Origin of the sequence: Actinoplanes hulinensis, assembly GCF_019429605.1 — a bacterium.
GTDB lineage: Bacteria > Actinomycetota > Actinomycetes > Mycobacteriales > Micromonosporaceae > Actinoplanes > Actinoplanes campanulatus.
This window is the reverse complement of the sequence record NZ_JAHXZI010000016.1, coordinates 1-22,050: the sequence shown is the minus strand read 5'-3', so window position 1 is coordinate 22,050 and position 22,050 is coordinate 1. Positions and strand designations below refer to the sequence as shown.

At 72.4% G+C, this 22,050-nt stretch carries 20 protein-coding genes; 11 read left to right on the top strand and 9 right to left on the bottom strand.

Annotated features, from left to right (window positions below; genetic code table 11):
- The first annotated feature begins 52 nt into the window (after window positions 1-52).
- Both KZ829_RS27985 and KZ829_RS27980 read left to right on the top strand, forming a co-directional pair.
- On the top strand, window positions 53-880 hold the full coding sequence (locus KZ829_RS27985; RefSeq protein ID WP_220146914.1) for a hypothetical protein: 828 nt from the start codon (window positions 53-55) through the stop codon (window positions 878-880).
- Complete coding sequence (locus tag KZ829_RS27980) at window positions 880-2,595, top strand: hypothetical protein (protein ID WP_220146913.1); 1,716 nt, start codon at window positions 880-882, stop codon at window positions 2,593-2,595. Before KZ829_RS27985 ends, KZ829_RS27980 begins: the two co-directional genes overlap by 1 nt.
- On the opposite strand, the gene pseI is transcribed toward KZ829_RS27980, so the two are convergent.
- The 4 genes from pseI to KZ829_RS27960 form a co-directional block, all read right to left on the bottom strand.
- A complete protein-coding gene (pseI, locus tag KZ829_RS27975; RefSeq protein ID WP_220146912.1) occupies window positions 2,576-3,592 on the bottom strand; it encodes a pseudaminic acid synthase in 1,017 nt (338 codons plus the stop codon). The two genes, KZ829_RS27980 and pseI, sit on opposite strands and share 20 nt — an antisense overlap.
- Window positions 3,589-4,047 (bottom strand): GNAT family N-acetyltransferase, encoded by a 459-nt coding sequence (locus KZ829_RS27970; RefSeq protein WP_220146911.1) that lies wholly within the window; start codon window positions 4,045-4,047, stop codon window positions 3,589-3,591. The genes pseI and KZ829_RS27970 overlap by 4 nt, the downstream gene beginning before the upstream one ends.
- On the bottom strand, window positions 4,044-5,105 hold the full coding sequence (locus tag KZ829_RS27965) for a glycosyltransferase family 2 protein (protein WP_220146910.1): 1,062 nt from the start codon (window positions 5,103-5,105) through the stop codon (window positions 4,044-4,046). The genes KZ829_RS27970 and KZ829_RS27965 overlap by 4 nt, the downstream gene beginning before the upstream one ends.
- 187 nt (window positions 5,106-5,292) lie before the next feature.
- Window positions 5,293-7,656 carry a putative bifunctional diguanylate cyclase/phosphodiesterase gene (locus KZ829_RS27960; RefSeq protein WP_246636398.1) on the bottom strand — a complete coding sequence of 788 codons (2,364 nt, stop codon included), beginning with the start codon at window positions 7,654-7,656 and terminating at the stop codon, window positions 5,293-5,295.
- Between the two features lie 28 nt (window positions 7,657-7,684).
- Here KZ829_RS27960 and KZ829_RS27955 point away from each other — a divergent pair, with 28 nt between their 5' ends.
- Window positions 7,685-9,286, top strand: coding sequence for an APC family permease (locus KZ829_RS27955; protein WP_308285692.1), 1,602 nt, complete (start codon window positions 7,685-7,687; stop codon window positions 9,284-9,286).
- Here the strand turns inward: KZ829_RS27955 and KZ829_RS27950 are convergent.
- Window positions 9,255-9,758 carry a hypothetical protein gene (locus KZ829_RS27950; RefSeq protein WP_183225273.1) on the bottom strand — a complete coding sequence of 168 codons (504 nt, stop codon included), beginning with the start codon at window positions 9,756-9,758 and terminating at the stop codon, window positions 9,255-9,257. The two genes, KZ829_RS27955 and KZ829_RS27950, sit on opposite strands and share 32 nt — an antisense overlap.
- 204 nt (window positions 9,759-9,962) lie before the next feature.
- Here KZ829_RS27950 and KZ829_RS27945 point away from each other — a divergent pair, with 204 nt between their 5' ends.
- From KZ829_RS27945 to KZ829_RS27920, 6 genes are all read left to right on the top strand, one after another.
- Window positions 9,963-11,540, top strand: a complete 1,578-nt coding sequence (locus KZ829_RS27945) for an alpha/beta hydrolase (RefSeq protein WP_220146909.1) — start codon at window positions 9,963-9,965, stop codon at window positions 11,538-11,540.
- 248 nt (window positions 11,541-11,788) lie between these two features.
- A complete protein-coding gene (locus KZ829_RS27940) occupies window positions 11,789-12,376 on the top strand; it encodes a TMEM165/GDT1 family protein (protein WP_183225271.1) in 588 nt (195 codons plus the stop codon).
- Between the two features lie 8 nt (window positions 12,377-12,384).
- Window positions 12,385-13,296: a cyclase family protein gene (locus KZ829_RS27935; RefSeq protein ID WP_220146908.1), complete on the top strand. Its 912-nt coding sequence runs from the start codon at window positions 12,385-12,387 to the stop codon at window positions 13,294-13,296.
- Complete coding sequence (locus KZ829_RS27930; protein ID WP_220146907.1) at window positions 13,293-14,309, top strand: tetratricopeptide repeat protein; 1,017 nt, start codon at window positions 13,293-13,295, stop codon at window positions 14,307-14,309. The genes KZ829_RS27935 and KZ829_RS27930 overlap by 4 nt, the downstream gene beginning before the upstream one ends.
- 123 nt (window positions 14,310-14,432) lie before the next feature.
- Complete coding sequence (locus tag KZ829_RS27925) at window positions 14,433-15,155, top strand: tetratricopeptide repeat protein (protein ID WP_308285691.1); 723 nt, start codon at window positions 14,433-14,435, stop codon at window positions 15,153-15,155.
- Window positions 15,156-15,194: 39 nt separating this feature from the next.
- On the top strand, window positions 15,195-15,908 hold the full coding sequence (locus KZ829_RS27920) for a LamG-like jellyroll fold domain-containing protein (RefSeq protein WP_220146906.1): 714 nt from the start codon (window positions 15,195-15,197) through the stop codon (window positions 15,906-15,908).
- Here the strand turns inward: KZ829_RS27920 and KZ829_RS27915 are convergent.
- Window positions 15,898-17,016 (bottom strand): glycoside hydrolase family 18 protein, encoded by a 1,119-nt coding sequence (locus KZ829_RS27915; RefSeq protein WP_220146905.1) that lies wholly within the window; start codon window positions 17,014-17,016, stop codon window positions 15,898-15,900. The two genes, KZ829_RS27920 and KZ829_RS27915, sit on opposite strands and share 11 nt — an antisense overlap.
- Window positions 17,017-17,102: 86 nt before the next feature.
- Between KZ829_RS27915 and KZ829_RS27910 the strand changes: the two genes are divergently transcribed.
- Window positions 17,103-19,058 (top strand): alkaline phosphatase family protein, encoded by a 1,956-nt coding sequence (locus KZ829_RS27910; RefSeq protein WP_308285690.1) that lies wholly within the window; start codon window positions 17,103-17,105, stop codon window positions 19,056-19,058.
- 6 nt (window positions 19,059-19,064) lie between these two features.
- Entirely contained in the window at window positions 19,065-20,171 is a 1,107-nt protein-coding gene (locus KZ829_RS27905) for an NHL repeat-containing protein (protein WP_220146903.1), read from the top strand.
- On the opposite strand, the gene KZ829_RS27900 is transcribed toward KZ829_RS27905, so the two are convergent.
- From KZ829_RS27900 to KZ829_RS27890, 3 genes are all read right to left on the bottom strand, one after another.
- Window positions 20,168-21,007 carry an SDR family NAD(P)-dependent oxidoreductase gene (locus KZ829_RS27900; protein WP_220146902.1) on the bottom strand — a complete coding sequence of 280 codons (840 nt, stop codon included), beginning with the start codon at window positions 21,005-21,007 and terminating at the stop codon, window positions 20,168-20,170. The two genes, KZ829_RS27905 and KZ829_RS27900, sit on opposite strands and share 4 nt — an antisense overlap.
- Window positions 21,008-21,124: 117 nt before the next feature.
- Window positions 21,125-21,796 (bottom strand): DedA family protein, encoded by a 672-nt coding sequence (locus tag KZ829_RS27895; protein ID WP_220146901.1) that lies wholly within the window; start codon window positions 21,794-21,796, stop codon window positions 21,125-21,127.
- Between the two features lie 100 nt (window positions 21,797-21,896).
- Window positions 21,897-22,050 (bottom strand): sigma-70 family RNA polymerase sigma factor (locus KZ829_RS27890; RefSeq protein ID WP_220147108.1); only part of this gene is annotated, 154 nt, incomplete at its 5' end.

Below are 22,050 nucleotides of genomic sequence, written 5' to 3'. Positions count from 1 at the left end.
CCCGGTTACGGCTGATAACGTGCGGCTCCGCACGCGGACGGAGCGGACAGACATGCACCACGCCAACCATCACTACGGCCACTCGCACATCCTGGCCCGCTACTGCGGGATGCCCGAGCCGTCGCATCCGCCCCGGATCCACGGCTACCTCCAGCACGGCTGGAACATCGGGGACGGCCTGGCCCCCGGTACGCCGTACGTGGCCGGCTCCCGGCTGCTCGTCTGGTCCGAGGAGACCCGGCGGCGGTCCTGGTCGCAGGGCCGGCGCAACGTGGTCGTGGTGGGCGCCCCGTTCGCCTACCTGGTGGAGACGACCCCGGCCGGCGGCGAACCCGGCGAGGGGACGATCTTCTACCCCTTCCACGGGTGGGAGGGGCAGCAGGTCCACGGCGACCACCAGCGCCTCGTCGACGAGGTGCGGGCGACCGAGAACGGCCCGGTCACCGCCTGCCTGTACTGGAACGAGTACCGGATGGGCGCGGTGCGCCGGCTCTACGAGCGGGCCGGGTTCCGGGTGATCTGCCACGGCTACCGGGGCTTCTGGTGGCGTGACCACGACCGGGACTTCCTGGTCAAACAGCTCGCCGAGCTGCGGCGGCACCGGCGGGTGGTCTCCAACCGGTTGTGCAGCGCCATCTGGTACGGCCTGCTGGCCGGCCGGGAGGCGGCGGTCTACGGCGACCCGATGGTCCTCGACAACGCCGACATGACGTTCGGCGGGGAGCCGCGGCTGCACCGCCAATGGCCCGGTCTGTACGGCCGGGAGACCGACTTCGCCGCCTGCCACCGGCTCGCCCGGGCGCAGCTGGGCGCCGACGAACTGGCCGGACCCGAGGAGCTGCGCACGCTGCTGGGCTGGTCGAAGGAAGGGTACGTCTGATGCCGGACCGTCCGGACATGGCCGCGGCGCCGGCCGCACCACCGCTGACCGATCTGGTGCGGGTGGGCGGTGAGATGTTCAGCTGGACCGAGCCGGTCGCGCGCGACAACCCGCTGCTCACCCATCTGAGCGTCGAGCTGGTCGGCCCCGGCGGGACCGTCCTGGTCGCCGGCCCGCACCCGGACGAGCTGGTCACCGCGCTGACCACGGGCGGTGCCGAGGTGACCTGGCTGCTGCGCTCGCTCACCGACGCCGAACAGGCCGCCCGTTCCCATCCCGCCGTCACCGTGCTGGCCGGGGCGCTCGGCAAGGCCGACCTGACCGCCGGGTACGACCTGGTGGTCGCCACCGACGGCATCCAGCGGCTCAACTCGGCCGAGGGTGACCAGCTGTCGGCCGCCGAGCTGCTCGACCGTCTGGCCCGAGCGGTACGCCCCGGCGGCGCCCTGATCCTCATGCACGACAACCAGCTCGGGGCGCATCACACGGTGCGGCTGGACCCGGGTGCCGGGCACCGTGACGACGCGGCCTGGCGCCCGGCGGAGGCGATGGACGGCCCGGCCGCCCGCACCCAGCTCACCGCGGCCCTGACCGGGTCCGGCCTGGAGATCGGCACGGCGTATGCCGCTTTTCCGGAACCGGGCGCGCCGACCGTACTGATCGGGGGTGACACCCTCGGTGACGTCGCGTCGCCGCTGCGGCCCTGGCTGCGCACCGTGCTGGCGCGGGCCTACACCACGGCTTTCCGGGGCCGTCCGGTGCTCAGCGACCCGCGCCGGCTGATCGACCGGGCGTTGCGGGCCGGTGCGGAGGACACCGTGGCCGGCGGATGGTTGGTCATCGCGCACGCGCCCGGTGACCGGGACCGGCCGGCGCGGCGGCCCGATGTGCTGGTCGGCGACGAGCACGGCATCCACACGCCGGATTCGGAGATCCGGACCGGGCCGGCCCCGCGCGACCCGCACGGGCTGCGCCGTGCCGGGACGGTGCGTCCGGCCGCCGGCTACCAGTTGGAGGAGCGGTTGCTCGACCTGTGCGCGGCGGCCGATGTGCGGCGGCTCCGCCAGGAGATCGCCCAGTACGAATCCTGGCTGGCCGGACAGTCCCGGGACGGCCTGATCGACGGCGCCGCCGCCCTGGCCGATCTGTCCGATCTCGGTGTCACCCCGGACGGCCCGGCGGTGCTGTCCGCGCGCTGGGCGCCGACCGAGCCGATGCCCACCCAGATCGCGCTGGTCCGGGCCCTGTGGCAGTTCGCGGTCCGTCTGGTCACCTGGGCCCGCCCGCACCCGTGGCCGATCACCGCGAGCGCGGCCGACCTGGCCGCGATCCTGACCGGCATGGCCGGGCGCAGCGTGACCGAGGAGGATCTGCGGGCGGCCGTGGACCTCCAGGTGACGATCGACGCCGCCGAGTTCGGGCTGACGCCGGCCGAGCGGCGGGCCCACCGGCTCGCACTGCTCGCCGTGCAGCCGGGCACCGCGCCGCTGGACGTGGCCGGGTACGGCGAGCTGACCGAGGCCCTCTGGCGGCAGCGCTACCAGGCGAGCCACCTGCTGGCCATGATGGAGTGGACCGAGCAGATCATCGCCTCCCGGGACTCCCAGCTGAGCCGGATGGAGTGGGAGCTCCGGTTCCACCGCAGCCGGGTGACCGGGAGGGCGCTGATGGCCGCGAAACGCGCCTACCGGATGATCAAATCAGGTCCCAGGTGAGCGGCGTGCCCTTGGCCGCGCCGACGGTGAAGGTCCGCCCGAGCACCGTCCCGATCAGGTCGGGTTCCAGCCCGCCGGTGGGCCGGATCGACCGCACGTTCTCCTCGGTGACCGGGTCGCCCGCCCGGACGTCGGTGACCACGTAGAGGGAGCGCCGGAACCGCAGGCTCTCCTTCTCCGCCGGCGTGGGGCCGATGGCCGTGGTGCCCAGCGCCTGCCAGGCCCGCTCCGACTCGGTGACCAGCAGTCGCAGCTCGGCCTGGTCGAGGGAGAACGCCGAGTCCACACCGCCGTCGGCCCGGTCCAGGGTGAAGTGCTTCTCGATCAGCACGGCGCCGTACGCCACCGCGGCGATCGGCACCCCGATGCCCATGGTGTGGTCGCTCAGCCCGATCGGCAGTCGCAGCGCGTCGGCCAGCACCGGGATGCGCCGCAGGTTGGTCTCCTCGGGCGGCGCCGGGTAGGAGGCGGTGCAGCTCAGCACGGTGATGTCGGTGGCGCCGGCGCCCTGGGCGGCCTCGACCGCGGCGGTGATCTCGCGGAGCGTCGCCATGCCGGTGGAGATGATGACCGGCTTGCCGGTCGAGGCGGCCAGCCGGATCAGCGGCAGGTCGGTGATCTCCGAGGAGGCGAGCTTGTACATCGGCGCGTCCAGCTTCTCCAGCAGCTCGACGGCGGTCCGGTCGAACGGGCTGGAGAACGGCGTGATGCCCCGCTCCCGGGCCCGCTCGAAGATCGGCGCGTGCCAGTCCCACGGTGTGTGCGCCCGCTCGAAGAGCTGGTAGAGGTGGTCTCCACCCCACAGGTCGTGGCCCGCGGAGATCTGGAAACGTGGGTGCTTGACGTCCACGGTCATGGTGTCCGCGGTATATGTCTGGATCTTGATGGCGTCGGCGCCCGCCTCGGCCGCGGCGTCCACCAGGGCCAGGGCACGGTCCAGCGAACCGTTGTGATTGCCCGACATCTCCGCCACGATGTACGGCTTCCTGCTGCTCATCTGCTTCTCTCCGTCCAGACGACGGTCTTCGGCACGCCGTCGACCAGCCGTTCGTATCTGCGTGTCTCGCGGAACCCGAATCGCCGGTGCAGGGCGAGGACCCGCTTGTTGTCGGCGAGCGTCTCGCCGCCGAGAGTCGTCAGGCCGAGGGTGCCGAAGGCGTACTCGACGGCCTCCTTCTCCAGCCGCATCCACGCCGGTAGCAGGCGCGGGCCGAGCCCCTCGACGTCGAGGTAGAACGACCAGGTGGAGCCGTTGAAGATCACCACGCCGGCCGGGACGCCGTCCTCCTCGTAGATCAGGACGTCGCCGCCGCGCGCGGCCCACCAGGCGGCGTGCTCGGCGGGCCTGATCTCGTGCGTGGTCAGGCTGACGGCGCGTACCGATGGGTGGTTGCGCCAGGGGAGGACCAGGTCACGGTCGGTTTCACGGGCGGGTCGAAGCACGGGAGTCACCGTAGGGAGGTGCTCTGGACCGTCCGTGGCGGCGCGGGGACGTCCCGGGAAACCGCGGGTGTCCGTTCAGTGGCCCGGCGGCGCAGCCCGGCCACCCGGTAGCCGGTGCGCAGGGCGGCGTACATGCTGTAGCTGTTCGCCGCCACGAGCCGGTGCTTGAGGCCCGGGGTGCCGGCCGGCGGCAGGTAGCCGTCCGGACGGTGCCGCCGGTAGAGCGCCGCGATCCGCCGGAAGTAGGCGCGCCGCCGCGACGGGTGCACCCGGCTCTCGTTCCCGGCGACCACCAGCAGATGGCTGATCATCAGGGTGAACATGCGGACCTTGAGCGCGGGCGCGACACCGGCCTCGGACAACCACGCGTGCAGCCGGTCCCACTGCTCGAACGCCTCGAAGTGCCGGTCGCTGCGGGTCGCCGTGATCGCGCCGAACCGGCCGACCCGGTAGTGGTAGCAGACCCGGTTGAGCACGTCGAGACGCTCGGCGGCGATCAGGACCGGGTTGCTGAACGGGACGTCCTCGTACCACCCGGCCGGGAAGCGCAGCTCGTGCTTGGCCAGGAACTCCCGGCGCATGACCCGGTTCCAGGCGGTGTGCTGCACGCCGAGCAACCGGGAGAGGTCCACCGATCCGGCCAGCAGCGGCGAGCTGGCGTCGGTCTGCAACCGGCCGTTCTCGTGCACCCGCAGGTGGTCGAGGAGCAGCACGTCCGGCTGGGTCTCGCGGAGACGCTCCAGCACGGCCCGGACCGAGCCGGACGGCAGCCAGTCGTCGCTGTCCACGAACCACACGTACTCGCCGCGCGCCTCGGCCAGCCCGGCGTTGCGCGCCAGGCCCAGCCCGACGTTGCCGGGCAGGTGGACGACCCGCAGGTCACCGTGGCGGGCGGCGTACCCGTCCAGCATCGAGCCGCAGGCGTCCGGCGAGGCGTCATCCACGGCGATGACCTCGACCAGGGCGTTCTCCTCCGCGGTCAGGCCGGCGCGAAGGGACTCGAGACACTGGTAGAGGTAGCCCTCGACCGCGTAGACCGGCACTACGACGGTCAGCAGAACATGCATACCGACCACGGTCTGCCCCGGACGTGAAGCGGAGGGGAACACCGGTTGGCTGTTCGCTACAAACCAATCAACAAACCTTTACCGGTACGGGCTGCGCGTACCCGCCGTACCAGACCCGCGAGGCCGTCGCGACTCGCGCCCGGTGCCGCGCCCGCCGGGCTGAGCGTGCGTGGTCACCCTTTCCCGCTCACCCGGCCGGCGGTGGGAACAGCAGCTCCTGCATGGCGTCGCTGGTCAGCGGCTCGGCGAAGTAGTAGCCCTGGCCGAGTTCACAGTTGCCGTCCGCCAGTTCGCTGAGCTGGCCGGCGTCCTCGATGCCCTCGGCGACCGTGGACAGCTGCAGCGCCTGGCCGAGCTGGATGATGCCGTGGGTGAGCGCCGCGGCCGCCGGCACGTCGCCGACATCGTCCACGAAGGATTTGTCGATCTTGATGATGTCGACCGGGAAGCGCCGCAGGTAGGCCAGCGACGAATAGCCGGTGCCGAAGTCGTCGATCGCCAGGCGCACGCCCAGGGCCTTGATCGTCTTGAGCCGTTCCACGATCTCCGCGCGATGATCGACGAGCAGCGACTCGGTCAGCTCGATGACCAGGTGGTGCGGGGCCAGCCCACTGTCGGCCAGCGCCGACTCCACCAGTTCGGGCAGGTCGGCCCGGTCCAGCTGGACGGCCGACAGGTTCACGCTCACGGTGAGCGGCGCGTCCGTGCCGCGCTGCGCGTTCCAGCGGGCCGCCTGCCGGCACGCCTCCCGCAGCACCCACTCGCCGATCGGGACGATCATCCCGGTCTCCTCGGCCAGCGGGATGAAGTCCAGCGGCGGGACCATCCCGCGCAACGGGTGCTGCCAGCGGACCAGCGCCTCCAGGCCGGAGATCTCCCGGGTCGCCAGCCGCACGATCGGCTGGAACCGCAGCTGGAACTCGTGCCGCAGCACGGCCCGGCGCAGGTCGGCCTCCATCTCCAGGTGCCGCTGGAAGGACTCCCGGATGGCCGGGTCGAACACGGCGTACTGGTCCTTGCCCTTCTTCTTGGCGTCGAACAGGGCCAGATCGCCGCGGACCATCAGTTCCTGGGCGTCGTGCGTGCCGGCCTCCCCGAAGGCGACGCCGATGCTGCACGTCACGAACGTCTCCCGGCCGTCCAGGTCGAACGGGTCCCGCATCGCCGTGACGATCCGCCGGGCCACCAGCACGGCGGCGTCCGCGGTGCCGCTGTCCGGCAGCAGCACGGCGAACTCGTCGCCGCCCAGCCGGGCCGCCGTGTCGTCGGGACGCAGGCAGTCACGCAGCCGGTCGGCGACCATGACCAGCAAGCGGTCGCCGGCCTGGTGCCCGAGAGAGTCATTTATGACCTTGAACCGGTCCAGGCCGATCAGCAGCGTGGCGATCCCGCCGGTACGGTCCCCGCCGAGCGTGTTCTCCAGCCGGGTGACGAACAGCGAGCGGCTGGCCAGCCCGGTCAGCGCGTCGTGGAACGCGGCGTTCATCTCGTGCAGCGCCCGGGCGTCGGTGACGGCCAGGCTGGCGTGCTCGGCGAACGCCGACAGCACCTCCCGCGAGGTCTCGTCCCACTCCCGCGGCTCGGTGTGCGAACCGGCGAACATGGCGCCCACCACGACGCCGTTCTCGTGCACCGGCACCGCCATCACGCTCTGGAGCCGCGAGCGGACCAGTTCGGGCACGGCCATCGGCGAGGCCGCGTAGTCGTCCACCGCGACCAGCTCGTCGCCCATGATCGCCAGGCCGACGACACCCAGCGTGGCGACCGGGATCCGCTGCATCCGGGACATCAGCTCGTCCGGGATGCCGGCGGCGGAGATCAGGCTCATCCGGCCCGGGTCGTCGCTCTCCAGCACGGTGAGCCCGGCGATGTCGACGCCGAGCAGCTCGGCGGCCGCCCCGGCGATCCGGTCCAGGATCCGGCTCAGCGGCTCGCGCTGCGCGATCGTCCGTTGTACCGAGCTGAGCTCGTCGAACAGGCGCTGCCGGCGCTGCAACGAGTCGATCAGGCGGGCGTTCTCCTCGGACTGCCTGCGTTCGGCCTCGACCAGGTGCACCGCCTGGAGACTCAGCTCCAGGACCCGGGCCATGCCGCGGAGCAGGCAGACCTCCTCGTCGGTGAACGCGCCGGAGCGACGGCCGATCACCAGCATGCCGGCGGACGAGCCACCCAACGGGGCCACCGCCAGGTGGTAGCGGACGTCGCCGGCCCACATCGTGGACCGGCGCCCGGGCAGGTGGTCGGCGGTCAGCGAGAAGAGCGGGATCTCCTCGGCCGGCAGGCCCACGGCGGCGGTCGCGCAGGAGTCGACGGTCAGGACCGCGATATCGGCGCCGAGCGCACGCTGCGCGCACTCCACGGCGGCGCGCTGTGCGGCGGCCTCGTCGGGCCGGTCGGCTACGACGGCAAGGAAGTCCGTCAGTTGCTGGGTGGCGAGCACCTGGTTGCAGTCGGCGGGGCGTGAGCGCAGCTGAGGAAAACGCGCATGCGGTTCGGGGTTCGTGCCAATCTGGTCACGAACGGTCAGTGCGTCGATACGTACGGTTGTCAAAGCCGGGTGGGTGCGACTGAATGGACCCGTGGAGATCTCCGAGGAGGATCCGTCGCCGGGGCTGGCTGCCGGCCGGGTCGGCGCCGCTTCGATCGCCTTTCTCGGGCTGGCCGCCGCCGCCCCGATCGTCACCCTGGTCACCGTGGTCCCGGCCGTCCTGGCCGACGGCGCGGGGCCGCTCGTCCCCTGGTCGTTCGCCGCCGCCGGGCTCCTGCTCCTGTTCTTCTGCGGCGCCCAGTCCGCGATGATCCGGCGCTGTCCGAGCGCCGGAGCGGCGTACGCCCAGGTGGTCAAGGGCCTCGGCCGGCCCGCCGGGATGGCCGCCGCCTGGCTGGCGATCGCCGGGTACCACGCGATCCAGTTCGGTCTCTACGCGCTCGCCGGTGTGGCCGCCGCGCCGCTGGCGCAGAGCTTTCTCGGCCGTGGCGTGCCGTGGTGGGCGGTGGCGGCGGCCTGCTGGGCGGTCGTCGCGCTCTGCGGCACCATGCGGATCGAGGTGGCGGCCGGGGTGATCGGCCTGTTCGCGGTCGCCCAGGTGGCCGTGCTCGCCGGGATCGGCGCGGCCAACGTGCTCCAGCCGTTCGGCGGCCGGGTCACCGCCGAGTCCATCCGGATCACGGACTGGACCGTGCTGGACCGGCCGGCGATCGGCCTGCTGCTGGCCGTCGCGGTGCTGGCCTTCGCCGGTTTCGAGTCCACCGCGGGGTATGCCGAGGAGGGCTTCCAGCCCCGCCGCAGCGCCGGGCTCGGCGGCTGTCTCGCGGTGCTGCTGATCGCCCTGCTGCTCGGCGGCCTCTCCTGGAGCATGCTGGTCGCCGCCGGCCCGGACCGCACCGCCGTGGTGGCCGAGGTCCGCGGCGCCGACCTGCTCTTCGACCTGGCCGCCGACCGGCTCGCCCCGTGGGCCGTCACGCTGGGCCGGTTCATGCTGCTGGCCGGTGTGGTGGCGGCTCTGCTGGCGCTGCACCAGGTGATCACCCGCTACCTGTTCGCGCTGGGCCGGGAACGGGTGCTCCCCGCCGTACTGGGAAATGTCCGTCGACGGACGGCCGCGCCGCGCGCCGCCTCGGTGACCCAGTCGCTGATCGCGGGTTCGACGCTGGCCGGCGCCTACCTGGCCGGCGCCGAGCCGGGCCCGCGCACCGCCCGCTGGCTGATCGTCGGCGGTGTCCTGAGCATCCTGCTGGTGCTGCTGCTCGTGGCGGTGGCCGCGCTGCTGCACCTGAACCGGATCCCCGGCCCCGAGCGGGCCTGGGGTCGTTTCGTCGCGCCCGTTCTGTCCACAGTGTCCCTGGGGGTGGTCGCCGTCCTGGCGTTCCGCGACCTGCCCGCCCTGCTCGACATGCCGGCCGGATATCCGCTGGTCCGGGCGATTCCGGGCTGCCTGCTGGGCTGTGTGCTGCTGGCCGTCGGCCACGCGCTGCTGCTGCGCGCGCTGCGCCCGGTCCGCTATGCCGGCATCGGCCTGGCCGGCGCGGCCGTGGTGATCACGCCGTCGAGCCCGCCCACGCCGCCCACCCCGGCCGCCGCGCATGCCGAGCCCGGGGCGCCGAGGATCCCCCGGCAGCGCGATCCCGGCGCGCACCGGCCCGAGCGGGTCACGACCCGAAGAAGTCCTGGACCTGAGTGAGCGTCAGATAGCCCTGCGGCTCCAGCTCGCGCGGGATGGACGGCAGGCCCTTGGCCGTCACCGGCACCTCGCCGGCGTCCTCCGGCGGGGCCGACGGGGTGGGCGGCGGCGGCAGGTCGGGCAGGGCCAGCGCCTCGCGGATCAGCTCGAACATGGTGCGCACCTCGGTGGCCGCCCGCCGGACCAGCTCGTCGCGGGCGGTCCCGGCCGGCGGCAGCGCGCACGTGAAGTTCGCGCGCAGCCGGTCGTCGACGCGCCGGAGGTCGGCGCTGGGGCGCAGGTGGTCGAGCCGGCCCTCGGTGACGATGCCGAGTTCACAGTCGAGGAAGCCGGACCGGTGCCACCACTGCTGCCAACGCGGGTCCGCGTCCAGGGTCTGTACGGCATGTTGCAGCGCCAGCAGGTAGAACCGAGGCGCCTGTCCGTCCCGAGTTGCCGTCCCCAGCCGTGGGTGGAGCCAGAACTCGTCCATGGTTCGCAATAGTTGCAAACTGGGCGGCGGTCGGTAGGGATTCCGTGGTGGCGCGTCCGAGTGGATTGCCGGAATGGTCGCTATAAGGCCAATCATCTGTCTTATCAGAAAAAGTACCTTATGAGGTGGCGTCTCGGCGTGGGCGGGTGATAGGTGCCCGACCGCCCCGCAGCATGGGGGTGAATCGGACACAAGGGGCTGGTAATGAGAAGAATCTGGGTGACCGCCACCGCGGTCGCGCTAGGTACGGTCGGTGCCACGGTCACCGCGGTGCGGGCCGAACCGGCGCGCGTCGCGCCGCCGCCGATCGTGTGGGGCGCCTGCACCGACGCGACGCTCAAGTCGAGCGGCGCCGAATGCGGTCAGCTCTCCGTGCCGCTGGACTACGCGAAACCGGACGGCACGAAGATCCAGATCGCCGTCTCGCGGGTCAAGGCCACCGTGCCCAAGGACAAGTACCAGGGCGTCATCCTGGTGAACCCGGGCGGACCGGGTGGCGCCGGCCTGGGCATGGCGGCACTCGGCGAGCACGTGCCGAAACAGGCCGGCAAGGCGTACGACTGGATCGGCTTCGACCCGCGCGGAGTGGGCACGAGCACGCCGAAGCTGACCTGCGACGACGACTACACGGGCTACAACCGGCCGGCCTACGTGCCCAGCACCCCGGAGGTGGAGAAGGCCTGGCACGCGCGGACCACCGCGTACGCGGCCGCCTGCGCCAAGGCCGGTGGCGCCCTGCTGGACAACATGAAGACCGTGGACACGGTCCGCGACATCGAGAGCATCCGCACCGCGCTCGGGGTCGACAAGATCAGCTTCTACGGCTTCTCGTACGGCACCTACCTCGGGCAGGTCTACGCCACCAAGTACCCGGAGCGGGTGTACCGGATGGTCCTCGACGGCGTGGTCGACCCCACCCGGGTCTGGTACCGCTCCAACCTCGACCAGGACGTCGCCTTCGACAAGTCGATCAAGGTGTACTTCGCCTGGCTCGCCAAGTACGACTCGCTCTACCACCTGGGCAAGACCGCCGCCGAGGTGGAGAAGGCCTACTACCAGCAGCTCGCCGCGCTGACGGCGCAACCGGCCGGGGTGATCGGCCCGGCCGAGCTGACCGACGTCTTCCTCCAGGCCGGCTACTACGTCTTCGGCTGGCAGGAGGTCGCCCGCGCGTTCTCCGACCTGGTCACCAAGAAGGATCCGGCCGGCCTGAAGCGGCTCTACGACGAGGATCACCCGCAGGCCGCCGGGAACGACAACGGGTACGCCGTCTACCTGGCCGTGCAGTGCACCGACGTCGCCTGGCCGTCGGACTGGAAGAAGTGGGCCCGGGACAACTGGAAGGTGCACAAGAAGGCGCCGTTCGAGACCTGGGGCAACGCCTGGTACAACGCGCCCTGCCGGCACTGGGCCGGCGACCCCGGCCGCCCGGTCGAGGTGGACGGCGCCAAGGCTCCGCCGGCACTACTGATCAGCGAGACCCTGGACGCCGCCACGCCGTACACCGGAGCCCTGCGCGCCCGCAAGCTCTTCCCGCGGGCGGCCCTGATCGAGGGCGTGGACGGGACCACCCACGCCGGGTCGCTGTTCGGCAGCACCTGCGTCGACAACTCGATCGCCGACTACCTGGCCACCGGCGCGCTGCCGGCCCGGGTCAAGGGCAACCGTTCCGACAAGCAGTGCGAGCCGATCGCCAAGCCCACCCCGTTGGCCGCCACCGGCAAGAGCGCGGTCCCGGTGAGCGAGCGCCTGCGGTTGCAGCGGTTCATCGCGGGCCGCTGAGCGGACGGCCGGTCAGCGGCCCGTGTGATTCCTCACCGGGCCGCTGACCAGGACGTGGGCTATGCTCGACCACGCGAAGGGGAGTAGCTCCCAATGTCGCGGTCGACATACTGATCCCGGTTAGCCGGGCTCCGGCCGCGCGGCCTCCAACAAGGCGAGCGAGACCTTCGACCAGGCCGTATTCATTGACGGCCGGGTCGAGGTCGCCCTGCGCCCAGAGCCCGGTCGTGATCACCGGGAGTGGAAAGTTGGAAGGTTTCCTCGCCGCGCTGGTAATCAGCTTCGCGGTCATCTTCGTCGCCGAGCTCGGCGACAAGTCACAGCTCATGGCGATGACGTTCGCCACCCGTTACCGCCCTGTCCCGGTGCTGATCGGCATCACCGTGGCGACCGCCGTGGTGCACCTGGTCTCGGTCGGCATCGGCTACGGGCTGGGCGCCGCACTCCCGACCGGCTGGATCTCGCTGGTCGCCGGCATCGCCTTCCTCGCCTTCGGCGCCTGGACGCTGCGCGGCGACGCCCTCACCGACGACGAGAAGAACAAGGCCGAGCGCTCCACCGGATCCGCCATCCTGGCCGTCGGCGGCGCGTTCTTCCTGGCCGAGCTGGGTGACAAGACCATGCTGGCGACCATCACCCTGGCCACCCAGCACGGCTGGTTCGGTACGTGGATCGGCTCCACCATCGGCATGGTGGCCGCCGACGCGCTCGCCATCCTGGTCGGCCGCTACCTCGGGAAGCATCTGCCCGAAAAGGTCATCAAGTACGGAGCTGCCACACTCTTCGCTATCTTCGGCATCTGGTTGATCACCGAAGGTGTGATCGAGTTGCGATAGGGGGAGCCGTGCTGGATTACCGGGCCGAGTTCGACGCCGAGGTCGCTCTCGAGGGTGGGGGCGAGTTGCGGGCGCGCGGGTTCCGCCTGGACATTCCGCACGCCGACGTCACCGAGGTCGAGGTCACCGCGCTGCTGGTGGCCGCGCTCGCCCCGCAGCGGGTGGAGCGGGCCGAGGTCCGCGGCATCCGGATCCTCGCCGAACCGCACCCGCCGGCCGGCCGCACGCCGGTCGAGCGGGTGCGATACGTCGAGCTGAGCCACGTCATCGAGGCCGGCCTGGTCACCTTTCCCGGCCTGCCCGGCCCGGAGATCACCCCGCACCTGACCCGGGAGGCGTCCCGGGGCGTCTACGCGCCCGGCACCGAGTTCTGCATCGAGCGGATCAGCATGGTCGGCAACACCGGCACGTACGTGGACAGCCCGTACCACCGCTACCCGGATGGCACCGACCTGGCCGGCCTGCCGCTGGAGCGCCTCGCCGGGCTGCCCGCCGTGGTGGTCCGCGCGGTCGGCGGCGAGCGCGGGGTCACCGCCGAGACGCTCGCGCACGTCACGGTGGCCGGGCGGGCGGTCCTGCTGCACACCGGCGCCGACCGGCACTGGGCCACCCCGGCGTACGCGACCGGCGCGCCCTTCCTGACCGCCGACGGCGCCCGGCTCCTGGTCGACCGGGGCGCCGCGCTGGTCGGCATCGACGCGGTCAACATCGACGACATGTCCCCGGCCACCTGCGGTGAGCGCCCCGCGCACTCGCTGCTGCTGGCCGCCGGCATCCCGATCGTCGAGCACCTCACCAACCTGCGTGAGCTGCCGCCGTCCGGAGCCCGGTTCACCGCCGTGCCGCCGCGGATCGCCGAGTTCGGCAGCTTCCCGGTCCGGGCCTTCGCCACCGTCCCGGTCGAGGACCCACAGACGTGACCCGCGAACTGGAACTGGCCCGGATCCGGTTGGGCCGTGGTGAGCCGGCGGCCGCCGCCGAACTGCTCGGCCCGCTGCTGGCCGCCGAACCGGACCATGTGGCCGCACTGGTGCTGATGACCCACGCCCAGCTCGCCCTGAAACGGCCCGACCTCGCCGACGAACTGGCCCGGCGTGCGGTCGACAACGCCCCGGAGTCGCCCGACGCGCTGGCCGTCCTCAGCCGGGTGCACACCGAGTTGGGCCGGCACGACGAGGCGATCGCCGCCGCCCGGGCCGCCGCCGACCGGCAGCCGGAGAATCCGTACCGGTACAACCGGCTGGCCTGGGCGCTGCTCGAGGAGGGCCGCCACCCGGTGGAGGCCGAGCACGCGGCCCGCGAGGCGATCCGGCTGGACCCGGAGGAGGCCGACTTCCGGATCACCTACGCCATGGTGATGAAGCAGCTGAACCTCATCGAGCGGGCCCGCCAGGCGCTGCGGGACGCGCTCGGCCTGGCCCCGGACAACGCGGTGGCCCGGCACGAGCTGGCCGCCCTCGACGTGGTCGGCCATCACCCGTTCGCGCTGACCCGGCTGGCCCGGGGCGCGTCCGGGCTGGTCGGCGCGCTGCGGGCGGACCCGCGCCAGGACGCCAGCCGGTTCCTGCTGGACGTGGCGCTGCGCCAGTTCCTGGTCTACACGGCGATCATCCTGGTTCTGCTCTCCTTCGTCGGCTGGCGGACGGCCGGGGCGTCGGTGCTCGGCGCCCGGCTGGCGGCCGCCGCGGCGGTCCTGATCCCGGTCGCCTACGCCGGCTACTTCGTGGCCCGTCTCGATCCGTCGCTGCGCGTCTACCTGCGCGGCCTGCTCGCCCACGGCCGCCAGCGGATCGCCGTCGCGGCGGCCGGGCTGGCGTTCGTGCTGCTGCTGGCCGCGCTGGTCGCCCCGGCCGCCTGGCTCGGCGGCCTGCTCGGCGCGGCCACCGCGGCCGGGTTCACGGTCCGCCTGCTCACCGCCCCGGCCACCCGGTGACCACCCCCTCACGCCCGGCGGGCGCGGCACGGTCCGGACCCGGCAGAGAGATCGCGGGGTACGGGCGGTGCTGTGCACTCCCGTACATCTAAAGATCTTCGGGTTTTTGCCGATTAGGGCGTCGTGATCACTGACCGCGAATCCGGAGCGGCGCTGACCTCCCCCAGCGACGCCCCCGCGCTGGCCTTCGCCGATCCGGGCGACCTCGGGGTGGCGCGTGCCGCGGCCCTGTTCGAACAGATGCAGCCGGAGAAGGCGGTCGAGCTGCTGACGCCCGTGCTGGCGCAGCGGCCGGACTCGGCGCCCGGCTGGATCCTGATGGCCCGGATCCGGCTGGCGCTCGATCAGGTGGATCCGGCGCTGGAGGCGGCGACCCGGGCCGTCGATCTGGCGCCGGAGGACCCGCGCCCGCTGGCCATCGCGAGCCGCGCGCTGACCCTGCTGGGGCGGCACGAGGAGGCGATGAGCATGGCCTACCGCGCGGTGATCGTGGAGCCGAAGAACCCGCTGTGGCACGACCGGGTGGCGTGGGCGCTGGTCGCCGCCGACCGGCAGCTCGGTGACGCGGAGCAGGCGGCCCGTACCGCGGTCGGGCTGGATCCGAACGAGGCGCACTACTACTTCACGCACGGCGTGACGCTTGCCGCGCTCGGGCACGTGGATCAGGCCCGGCAGGCGTTGCAGACGTCGTTGCGGCTGGAGCCGGAGAACCCGGTGGCCAAGCACCGTCTGGACGTGCTGAACGGTGAGTCCGTACCGGTGGTGGAGAAGAAGAAGCGGAGCTGGCGGCTGTTCGGCCGCAAGGAGGAGGGCAAACCGGCGCGTCCGGAGGAGTTCCGTCCCTGACCAAGGGTCCTATAATGGGGCATAAGTATTATTTCGGGCATGCGATCTTGTTTGTCCGCGGTGACTCTGGTGCTCGCGACCCTCGTCGTGACCGCCGTGCCGGCGCACGCGAACGAGCCGTTGCTCATCGCCCACTACAGCTTCAACGCCCGGGCCGGCGCCCTGGCCGACGAATCGGGTAACGGGCACACCCTGCGGATGCTCTCCTTCCAGGGCGGCCGGGTCCGCACCGTGGCGCACGGCCTCGGCGCGGCGGTCGCCTTCCCCGGCAAGTGCATCCGGCTCGTCTGCCCGCACGTCGTCCTCCAGAGCGGCACCTCGGCCGACCTCAATCCGGGAACCCGGGACATCGCCTTCGGCGCCGACGTGCTGTTGCCACCCGGTCAGACCAGCCCCGGGCAGAACATCGTCCAGAAGGGCTACTCCACCACGAGCAGCCAGTACAAGCTCCAGATCGACGGCGCCGCCGGCCATCCGAGCTGCGTGCTGGTCGACGTCCGGCAGCCCGGCATCCGGATCGCCCGCAGCGTGGTCACCACCGCGGACGGCCGCTGGCACCGGGTGCGCTGCCAGCGGAGCGGCACGTCGCTCACGATCTACGTCGACAACGTGGTGCGGGGCCGGACCACCGTTCCGGCCGGGCTCACCGTCTTCAACGACCAGCCGCTGCGCATCGGGTCGAAGGGCGCCTACCGGGACAACGACCAGTTCAACGGGGTGCTGGACAACGTCTGGGTACGGATCACCCGCTGAGCGCCCGCAGAAGCGCGCCGTCGTGGGAGTCGCCGGACAGCTCCCAGGCGAACAGCCCGCCGAGCTGGCGCTTCCGGGCGTACGCCACCTTGGCGGCGACCGTTTCCGGGGTGTCGTACGACCACCACTGGTCGCCACAGTCGGCGTACGCCGTACCGCCCAGCGTCCCGGTCGGCGGGCACCGGCCCACCAGCACCCGGTAGTCCTCCAGCCCACGGGCCGTGCCGGTCCACCCCCGCCCGTAGAAGCCGACCCCGATCAGCAGCTTCCCGGCCGGCACCCCGGCCCGCAGCAGCTCGTCCACGGTCGCCGAGGTGGTGGCGGTCTCCCGCGGGATGCCGGGATAGGGCTCGAGCGGGGAGTGCGGCGCGGCCGTGCCGGACCCGCTCCCGGCCGCGCCGAAGTAGTCGTAGGTCATGGCACCCAGCCAGTCCGCGTGCCGGGCCGCCGACGCGTAGTCGGTGGCCCGCAACCGTCCCAGGTCACCCGGCACCGCGGCGCTGATCAGCGCACCCGGCCCGAGTTCGGCACGCAGCGCCGACAGCATCCCGGCGAGCGCACCCGGGCCGCTGTCGTCGCAGGTCGTGCCGCAGGCGTTCGGGTACTCCCAGTCGACGTCGATCCCGTCGAACAGCCCGGCCCAGCGCGGATCGGCGAGCAGCCGCCGGCACGACGCGGCGAACCCCGCCGGATCCTTGGCCGCCTCGGTGAACCCGGCCGAGCCGGTCCAGCCGCCGAACGACCACAGCAGCCGGATGCCGGGGTGCCGCTTCTTGAGCTTGCGCAGCTGACCGAAGGTGCCCCGCAGCGGGTCGGCCGCCGTGTCACCGACGCCGTCCACGCTGTCCGCCGCGGTGACCAGGCGCCGATGAGCGGCCCACGCGTCACCCATCGCACAGCGGCCGCCGGTCACCCGGCCGAACGCGTACGTCAGATGGGTGAGCCGCTCGGCCGCCAGATCCTTCACCCGGAAGTCACGTCCGTAGACGCTCCACTCGGTGAGGTAGCCCGCCACGACCAGCGGCTCCGCCCGGGGCACGGGCGCCGGCGGCTCGCCGCACCCGGCGAGCAGAAGGATCAGGAGCGAGAACGCCGACCGGAAGCGCATCGGCCCGAAGGTATCCGCCCCTCGGGGTGGGTGGCACCTCCTTCCCTCGTTCGGGTTCGGATGCACCGGTGTGTAATCGTCGGTTCGTGGCCATTCGCACCCAAGCACGCTGGGCCGTCCACCGGGGCCGGGCCGTGCTGCGCAGCGCCATCCTCACGTTCGTGGTGCTCACCCTCACCCTGTGGCTGATGCCCGGGGTGGCCGGCACCGACGTGGTCGACACCCTCGGGCTCGTGGTGCTGGTCGCGGCCGTCGGCGCGGTGCTGCGGCCCCTGCTGCTGCTCGGCATCACGGCGCTCGGCGGCTGGGCGGCCATGCTGCTCGGCGTGGTGGCCCAGGTCGTCGTGATGGTGGTGGCGCTGCGGCTCGACCCGGGCAGCCGGATCAGCGGGCTGCCCAGCCTGGTGTTCGCCGCGATCCTGGCCGTCATCGTGGCCGCCCTGCTCGACTGGATGGTCGACAGCGGCAGCGACGACACCTTCGTCCGCGAGGCCCGCCGCCTGATGCGCGGGGTCCGCCGCCGCGCCGCCGGCCGCCTCCTCACCCTCCGCCGCCCGCCCGCCGGCACCGAGCCCGGCCTGCTCATGGTGCAGCTGGACGGGGTCGCCGAACCGGTCCTGCGCTGGGCGATCCGGGCCGGCAACCTGCCGGTCCTGGGCGACTGGCTGCGCACCGGCAGCCACACGGCACGCGGCTGGCACACCGGCCTCCCGTCGACCACCCCCGCCTCACAGGCCGGCATCCTGCACGGCGCCACCCGGCAGATCCCCGGCTTCCGCTGGTACGAGAAGGACACCGGCCGGGTGATGGTCTCCAACCGGCCCCGGGACGCCGCGATCATCGAGTCCCGGCTCAGCGACGGCCGCGGCCTCCTGCGCGACGGCGGGGTCAGCATCGGCAACGCGTTCAGCGGCGACGCCGCCACCAACCTGCTGACCGTCAGCCACGCGGCGCTGCCCGGCCGCTCGGCCCGGGGCTGGGCGGCGTTCATGGCCTCCCCGTACGGCTTCACCCGCGCCCTCGTCCTCGGGGTGGCCGAGGTCTTCACCGAGCTGCACCAGGCCCGCCTCCAGCGGCGCCGCAACCTGCGACCCCGGGTCAGCCGGTCCGGCGCCTTCCTGGCCCTGCGCCCGGCCTCGATGCTGCTGCGCGACGTGAACGTGTCGCTGGTCGCCGAGCAGATGGCCCGCGGCGTCCCGGCGATCTACTGCGACCTGGTCGACTACGACGAGGTGGCGCACCACGCCGGCCCGGCCCGCCCGGAGTCGATGCGCCAGCTGGAGAACCTGGACCGGATGCTCGGCGTGCTGGAACGCCTCGCCCCGGAGGCGGCCCGCCGCTACCACCTCGTGGTGCTCTCCGACCACGGCCAGAGCCAGGGACCCACCTTCCGGCAGCGGTTCGGCGAGAGCCTCGACGAGGTGGTCCAGCGGCTGGCCGCGGAAGCGCTGGTGGTGTCCTCCGGCAACCTGTCGATGATCTACCTGACCCGGTTCCCGCGCCGGGTCGGGCGGGCGGTGATCGAGCACGACCACCCGCAACTGATCACCGGGCTGACCGCCCACCCGGGGATCGGTCTCGTGGTGGTGCAGGACGAGGACGGGCCGGTGGCGTACGGGCCGGGCGGCACGCACCGGCTGCGCGACGGGGCGGTCACCGGGACCGACCCGCTCCTGCCGTACGGGCCGTACACCCGCGCCGACCTGCTACGCCACCAGAGCGCCGCGCACGTCGGCGACCTCGTGGTGATCAGCTCGGTGGACCCGGGGACGCTGGAGGTGTGCGCCTTCGAGGAACTGGTCGGCTCGCACGGCGGGCTCGGTGGCTGGCAGACCGACGCCATGCTGGTCCACCCCGCCGACTGGCCGGTCACCCACGAGCTGAACGGGCCCGACGCGGTGCACCGGCAACTGGTCGACTGGCTGGTCATGCTCGGCCTGCGCCAGCCGGACCAGGCCACGCTGGAGCGGCCCGCGCCGATACCCGCGAGCGGCCCGCAGGCGGAGGAGATCGCGCGACTTTCCCCCATCCGGGATGGTTAGACCGATGTGCGACTGCTCGTTCTGATCCTCCTGCTCGCCCTGTCCGTGGCGGCCCCCGCCCGGGCCGTCGAATCCGCCGCCCGCTCCGCGCCCACCTTCAACGGGACCGTGTACGCGATCGCCTACCTGGGCGGCACGGTGTACGTCGGCGGAGGGTTCACCGAGGCCCGGTGGGGCGGGCGCAGGTATCCACGGCAGCGGCTGGCGGCGTTCGACGGGCGTACCGGGGCACTCCTGGACTGGGCGCCCCCGGCGGACGGCACGGTTCGCGCACTGGCCGCCACCCGCGGCGCCGTCTACGCGGCCGGCGGCTTCCACCGGGTCGGCGGCGCGAAACGTGACTCGATCGCCCGGATCGACCCGGTCGCCGGCACCGTCACCTCGTTCCGGCACGACATCGCCGGCACGCCGTACGCCCTCGCGATCGGCGACGGCCGCCTCTACCTGGGCGGCAGCCTCACCGCCGTGAGCGGGCACGCACTGCGCAACCTGGCCGCCTTCTCGCTGGCCACCGGGCGCGTCGACACCCGCTGGCGGGCCGGCGCCGACGACCGCGTGCGCACCCTCGCGGTCTCCGGCGGCCAGGTCTTCCTGGGCGGCGTCTTCCGCGAGGTCAACGACGACCGTCGATCGGTACGCCTGGCGGCCGTCGACGGGGTCACCGGCGTCCTCGACCGCTACTTCCGGCCCAGCGTCGCCGCCGAGGTCAACGCGATCACGGTGAACCGCGCCGGCGTGTACGCGGCCACCGGCGGACAGGGCGGCCGTGCCGTCGCGTACACCCTCGACGGCACGACCCGCTGGCAGCGTGTCTTCGACGGCGACGCCACCGCGATCACCACGGTCGGTGAGGTGACGTACGTCGGCGGCCACTTCGACCGGGTCTGCCTCACCACCCGCAACGGACCGCGGGGCGCCTGCCTGGACGGCTCGGCCCCACGCGTCAAACTGGCCGCGGTCACCGGCGACGGCCGCCTCACCGAGTGGAACCCGCAAGCCAACGGTGTCGCCGGGGTCCGCGTCCTGACCACCGACCCGATCGGCGTCCTCGACGCGGGCGGCGACTTCACCGCGATCGGCGGTCTGGACCGGCCCCGCTTCGCCCGCTTCTAGTCCACCCGGACCCGGCGGCGGCTCAGCCGCTGGGTGATCGCCCAGTAGCGGGCCGGGGCGATCCGGGTCAGCAGGTCGCCGGCCTTCGCCTCCCGGGTGATCACCAGCCGCGGGTTCCGGTTCTCCACGGCCGCCACGATCTGCCGGGCCGCCTCCTCCGGCGGCAGGGTCAGCGCCGCCGCGGCGAACCGGCGGCCCTCCGCGGTCTCCTCGCTGTCCGGGTCGACTCCGCTGAGCCGGGCGCTCGTCGCGATGTTGGTGCGGACCCCGCCCGGGTGCACCACCGTCACCCCGACACCACGGGGCGCAAGTTCGTGCCGCAGCGCCTCGGTGAAACCGCGGACGGCGTACTTGCTCGTCGCGTACGCCACCTGGCCCGGCGGCGCGAACAGCCCGAACAGACTCGACATGTTGACCAGGTGCGCGCCCGGCCGGGACAGCAGCTGTGGCAGGAACGCCTTGGTCATCCGGATCACCGCGTGCAGGTTGATCTCCAGCAGCCAGTCGATGTCGGCGGTGTGGTTCTCCTCGAACGTCCCGATCAGCGTCACCCCGGCGTTGTTGATCAACAGATCGGCCGGGCCCTGGCGCGACGAGATCTCCGCGGCCAGGTCCAGGCGGTCGCCGCCATCGCTCAGATCGACGGGGTACGCCGTGACGCCCGCCGCCCCCAGTTCCCGGGCCAGCCCGGCCACCCGCTCCAGCCCCTCGACGTCCCGGTCCACCAGGGCCAGTTCGGCACGCCGCTGCGCCAGATCGAGCGCGAGCGCCTCCCCGATCCCGCCGGCCGCCCCGGTGATCACGCAGGTACGCCCCGCGAACGTGAACCGCTGCACTGTCCAGACTCCCTTCGGTGACTGACAACCACCGGTGCCTAACGACCGCACAGGATCCGCATAGCCCGGCTCGGCAATCTTCACCCCGTCAGCAGAGAAACCGGGACCGTCCTCGTGTCACGCCTGGCTCTGACTCTCCTCGAGCGCGAGCTGAGCGGACCGGGCCCGGCGCCTGCGGACATGCCGTACATGCAGCGACACGTAGATCGCCAGAGCCGCCCCGAGCACGCCGATGATCGGCCACCGGTACTCGTGGGCCCGCCCCATGATGGGCACCAGATTGGCGCCGAGCAGGTACGCGACCGTGCACCACCACCCGACCCAGAGCGCCGCCCCGATCGCGTTGTAGAGCAGGAACGTCTTCCACGGCATCCGGGTGATCCCGGCGATCACACCGTTGAGCTGCCGCAGCCCGTCGATGAACCGGGCCACCACGATGATCCGGTTACCGCGCTTGGCGAAGAACTGCTCCGCCTTCTCCAGGCGCGCCGGTGTCACGAAGATGTACTTCCCCCACCGGTTCACGATCTTGCGGCCGCCGCGCAGCCCGATCCAGTAGCCGATGTTGTCGCCGACCACCGCCGTCACGAACGAGATCAGCGCGACGAGGAAGATGTTCATCCGCCCCGCACCGGCGTAGATCGACCCCGCGACCATGATGGTCTGTCCGGGCGCGGGCACGCCGAAACTCTCCACCACGATGACGCCGCCGATCGCCAGATAACCCCAGCTGTCCAGGATCGGGGCCACGTTGTGCAGGAACCCGGGAAGGTCGGCAGTAGGTGGCATCCGCTAAACGGTAGCGGCAGCCGGGAGTAGTAACCGCACAGGACCGGTGCAGAACGGGGGCACCGGCCTCAGCCGGCACCCCCGATCGTGGCGAACCGGGTCAGATCGCATCCGGCGCGAGCTGGCCGCGCAGCTTGGTGAGCGCCTTGGTCAGCAGGCGGGAGACGTGCATCTGGGAGATGCCGATCTGGTCGGCGATCTGGGATTGGGTGAGGTTGCCGTAGAAGCGGAGGGTGAGGATCTTCTGTTCGCGT